Annotated in this window: 5 protein-coding genes; 2 read left to right on the plus strand and 3 right to left on the minus strand. The window is 65.2% G+C overall.

Annotation, left to right across the window (positions count from 1 at the left end; all coding sequences use genetic code 11):
• Both AC1VAN_RS12895 and AC1VAN_RS12900 read left to right on the plus strand, forming a co-directional pair.
• Positions 1–1183 (plus strand): sensor histidine kinase (locus AC1VAN_RS12895; protein ID WP_480985930.1); only part of this gene is annotated, 1183 nt, incomplete at its 5' end.
• A gap of 513 nt (positions 1184–1696) precedes the next feature.
• Entirely contained in the window at positions 1697–2083 is a 387-nt protein-coding gene (locus AC1VAN_RS12900) for a hypothetical protein (protein ID WP_025874288.1), read from the plus strand.
• Between the two features lie 162 nt (positions 2084–2245).
• On the opposite strand, the gene AC1VAN_RS12905 is transcribed toward AC1VAN_RS12900, so the two are convergent.
• The 3 genes from AC1VAN_RS12905 to AC1VAN_RS12915 form a co-directional block, all read right to left on the minus strand.
• Positions 2246–2770: a tetratricopeptide repeat protein gene (locus AC1VAN_RS12905; protein ID WP_442251815.1), complete on the minus strand. Its 525-nt coding sequence runs from the start codon at positions 2768–2770 to the stop codon at positions 2246–2248.
• Positions 2771–3206: 436 nt separating this feature from the next.
• Positions 3207–3818 carry a dephospho-CoA kinase gene (gene coaE / locus AC1VAN_RS12910; RefSeq protein WP_442251814.1) on the minus strand — a complete coding sequence of 204 codons (612 nt, stop codon included), beginning with the start codon at positions 3816–3818 and terminating at the stop codon, positions 3207–3209.
• Positions 3819–3829: 11 nt separating this feature from the next.
• Positions 3830–4429: prepilin peptidase (locus AC1VAN_RS12915; protein ID WP_480985931.1), on the minus strand; the 600-nt coding region annotated here is incomplete at its 5' end.

Here is a 4429-nt window from a genome sequence, read left to right on the forward strand (position 1 = left end):
GCTGGTGGAAGACGTGATGAACCGCAACATCAGCGAGTACGTGCGGCGTTATTACGAAAGCCCGGACCGCAACCCCGACCTGCCGGTGCAGCAGATGCGCGCGCGCCTGATCAAGCCGGACAAGTTCGAAGCCCTGCGCGAGKAGGAGCCGGACTGGTACGAGTTCAAGGACGGCCTGTACAACATGGGCGGTGTGGACGAGCGCGGCGAGCGCTATTCCTACAAGCTGGCCGTGCGCAAGACTCCCGATGCTTGGGCGTTCCTGGCCTACGACATGACCGACAGCGTCCGCGGTGGGCAGCAGCTCAACCGCGCGCTGTTCCTGTCGGTGCTGGTATTCAGCCTGCTGTCGCTGGTGCTGGGCTGGTGGTCGGCCTCCAAGGTGATGAAGCCGGTCTCGGATCTGGCCGCGCGCCTGCGTGCGTACCGTGGCGGTACCAGTGAGCCCGAGCCGTTGGCGCCGCGCTTCCCGGATGACGAAGTGGGCCAGTTGGCACAGGCGTTGGATGACTATTCCTCGCGGCTGACCGAAGTGGTGCAGCGCGACCGTGAGTTCAATGCCGATGTCAGCCACGAGCTGCGCACGCCGTTGGCGGTGATCCGTGGCGCCACTGAGCTTCTGCTGACCCGCCCCGGCCTGGACGAAAAGGTGCTGCAGCGCCTGCAGCGCATCCAGCGTGCCGAGCAGCAGTGCAGCGATCTGATCGGCGCGCTGCTGCTGCTGTCGCGCAACGAACGCGGGCAGGGCAGCAGCAATGTGGCCCGGGTGGCCGAACAGCTGCTGGACGCGCACCGCGCCCAGTTGGGTGGCAAGCCGCTGGAGCTGCACCTGGATGGCGAACGCGATCTGGTCATCGATGCCCCCGAAGCGGCGCTGTCGGTGGCGCTGGGCAACCTGATCGGCAATGCGGTGAAGTATTCGCAGGATGGCGAGGTGCGCGTGCATGTGGGCGCCAACGCCGTGTCGGTGACCGACAGCGGGCCGGGCCTGAGCGAGGAAGATGCCGCCAAGCTGTTCCAGCGCGGCTACCGCGGTACCCATGCCGGCCACTCGCAGGGCGGTGGCATTGGCCTGTCGATCGTCAGCCGCCTGTGCGATCTGTACGGCTGGCAGGTAAGCGTGCGCCCGGGCGGCGCCCGCGGCGTGATCGCCACGCTGACGTTCTCGCCGAAGCCGCTGTAACCCATTCTGGCTGCTGCTTTGCTGGGGGCCGACCTTGGTCGGCACGAATCCATCCGTCGCCAAAATCTCCCACTCGGCGCGAAATGTCGCATGCAACGCCAATTCAGCTTCCGCGAAGGCGCGGCGCTTCTGGTCCAGCACGACACCTGCGTGATGCATTCCGCGCCCTGCGCGTGTCACAACGCACGGTTCCGCAGACGGTTGGGCCGCATGGCGTTTTCGCCTCATGACCGCAATGCATGCAGCTGGCGAGATGGCACGGTCGGGGTCATCGCCCCGGCCGGGATTGGCGTCCTGAATAAACCCGACAACTTGAAAGCTCCAGATGCGCTTTGGCCATCGTGGAAAATGCATCGCATGCCTTCTGCTTCGGCGGGCGGTGCGTGGGGACTCGCAAGAGTCCGCTGGAGTCTTTTTCCTTGCTTTCGAGTTGTTGGGTCTCCGGTACGCCAACCCGCACCGTCCGCCACCCCGCATCCGCGGGTGGCCTTGCCGTCTGCGAGGAGCATTGCCATGTCTGCACGCACTACCTATCCGAACCTGCGCCGCCTGGTTGGCGAATCCGCCGATCAGTTGCCGGCCGACATCGCCGAACGCATCGAAGATGTACTGGCCGAACCCAGCGACCTGCTGCCCGCGCTGATGGCACGCATGGATGGCCGCGACAACGCCGATGGCCAGACCCGGAAGGGCACCGGTCTCAGTCCGTCGCAGGCCGTAACCCTGGCCAGCCTCAGCCGTACCCTAGCCGGTCTCAATGCGCTGATCCAGATGCTGCACGCCGCCGAAGCGGCACGCGTGCAGGGCAGCGCGGGCCAGCAACTGCCGCCGGATGTAGTGGAAGGTCTGTTGCTGGCCGCCCGCGAACTGGCCCGCTACGCCCGCCAGCAGCTGGAGTAGATCCACGCCATGCGTGGATGCTCATCCCCGCACCGCGCGCCTGTTCCATGGGCATTCAATAGCGCCGGGCCACGCCCGGCGGTTGTTACCAGATCAGACCGGCAGTCGAGCAAGCACGACGCCCGTCACGCCGCAGGCTCCAATTCGGATCGTGACAGTGTGTCAGTCATCGGCGTGCATGAGCCCGTGCGCAAGCACGAACTCCTGCGCAGTCTCGTCCCCACCTTCAGCGGCCCGCCTGATCCAGGCAAGGGCCTCTGTCCTGGCCTGCTTCACTCCCTTGCCATGGAGCAAAGCAAGGCCGTACTCGTACATCGCCGGGGGATAACCTGCCTCGGCTGCCGATTTGAAGCAGGTGGCCGCGCGCGCAACATCGATTTCCACTGAGTCGCCGAACAGATGGCGCATGCCGAGTTGCAAAATCGCCGGGGCATAGTTCTTCGCGGCTGCGGCGCGGAGCTGACGGATGGAGCGCTCCTCAAACACTTCGGACGTTTCGCCGGATATGCTCAGATGGGCGGCGAGAAAAACAGCCTCGCCACCATCCGAGTCCAAATGGGCGCGGATGTGCTCCAATGCGGCCGTGATCTGGCCGTCATTCAATAGTCTTTCAAAGACTGTTGTTATTTGTGTCGGCAGCTTCATGGCGAACCGGCGGGTATCGTAGGCAAAAGGACGGTTGCCCAAGGATTTCCGGGAAACGTCGACACAAGGGCGAGGCATGTCGAGGCGTAGATCAAAACGTGAATCAAAACGTAGATCAAAACGTAGATCAAAACGTAGGCCCCTTGTCATACTGTTCGGTCTGGCCCTCGCCGCCTGCTCGGCTTTGAGCGGTTGGGCAGTGCTGCACTATGAAGTCAGCGAACTGTCCGGTCGGTGCCGCGTGTTCTGTGGCGTGGGCACGATGGTCAAGCATCTCTTCGGGCCGTTGGCGTATCAATGGGGTGTTGCGATGATCTTCTTTTTTGTCGCAGTCCTGTGTGTGGATCTGGCAATCCGCCGGGGCATTCAAGGTCGCTGATTGCCTCGGGGGTGTGAATTGCCCCGGCCGGGACATCCCCCTGCGCGCGATGCAGATCACCCAGGAGGCGACATCAGCCATGCAGGGTGAAGCCCGCCCTTACCCGGGAGCCAACCCCAGATACCGCAGATGCAACCGCTCGACCTGCGCCTGCAGGTCATCCGGATGGCCATCATTGACCAACACGTCATCGGCCAGCGCCAAGCGCTGTGCGCGGGTGGCTTGGGCGGCGATCATCTGGTCGGCCAGCGCGGCGTCGATGCCGTCGCGCTGCATCAGCCGGGCGTGCTGCACGGCTTCCGGGGCATCCACCAGCAGCACCCGGTCCAGCCACGGATAGGCCTGGCGACCGCCCACTTCGGTCAGCAGCGGGATCGCCGCCAGCGCATAGGGGCTGGCGGCCTGTTCGCACTGCTGCTGCATCAGCCGGCGGATGGCCGGGTGGGTGATCGCTTCCAGCGCCGTCCGCTCGGCCGGGTCGGCAAAGATGTGGGCGCGCAGGCGCGCCCGGTCCAGGGCGCCGTCGGCGAGCAGCATGTCTGCACCGAAGCGCACGGCAATCAGGGCGAGGGCAGGGCTGCCCACCGCCACCACCGCACGTGCGGCCAGGTCGGCGTCGGCCACGACAATCCCCAGCGCCTCGAAGCGCCGGGTTACTTCACTCTTGCCCGAGGCGATGCCGCCGGTCAGGCCCACCACATACTGGCTCATGGGGACTCCCCTCAGCGCAGCCCGCTCATCACCAGATACTGGTTCAGCAGGGGCTCGCCCCACATGAAGAACAGCCAGCCGGCCAGTGCCAGGTAGGGGCCGAACGGAATCGGTGTCGCCCGGTCACGGCCGCGGCTGTACAGCCAGATCGAGCCGATGAGGGCGCCCAGCACCGACGACATAAGGATGATCGGCAGGATGCCCTTCATCCCGCACCACGCGCCCAGTGCGGCCAGCAGCTTGAAGTCGCCGTGGCCCATGCCTTCCTTGCCGGTCAGCTGCTTGAACAGCCACCACACCGACCACAGCGACAGGTAGCCCAGCAGGGCGCCGAGCAGGGCCGGTTTGGCGGGCATGTACAGGTTGTCGATGCTGCCGATCAACCCCAGCCACATCAGCGGCAGGGTCAATTGATCCGGTAGCAGCTGGGTGCGCAGGTCGATGCCSGACAGSGCGATCAGGAAGCAGGTCAGCACGATCGCACCGAAGCCCTGCCAGCCGAAGCCGAACTGCCACACACAGGCCAGCACCATCACCGCGGTCAGGGCCTCCACCAGCGGGTACTGGATGGAGATGGGCGCCTTGCAGTGGCGGCACTTGCCGCCCTGGAT

The sequence above is a fragment of the Stenotrophomonas sp. 05L44_2 genome, from assembly GCF_056665995.1.

What these genes read in the sequence shown, in the direction of transcription:
- AC1VAN_RS12900 (WP_025874288.1), top strand. Translation starts at nt 1,697, where the DNA reads ATGTCTGCACGCACTACCTATCCGAACCTGCGCCGCCTGGTTGGCGAA.
- coaE (WP_442251814.1), bottom strand. Translation starts at nt 3,818, where the DNA reads ATGAGCCAGTATGTGGTGGGCCTGACCGGCGGCATCGCCTCGGGCAAG.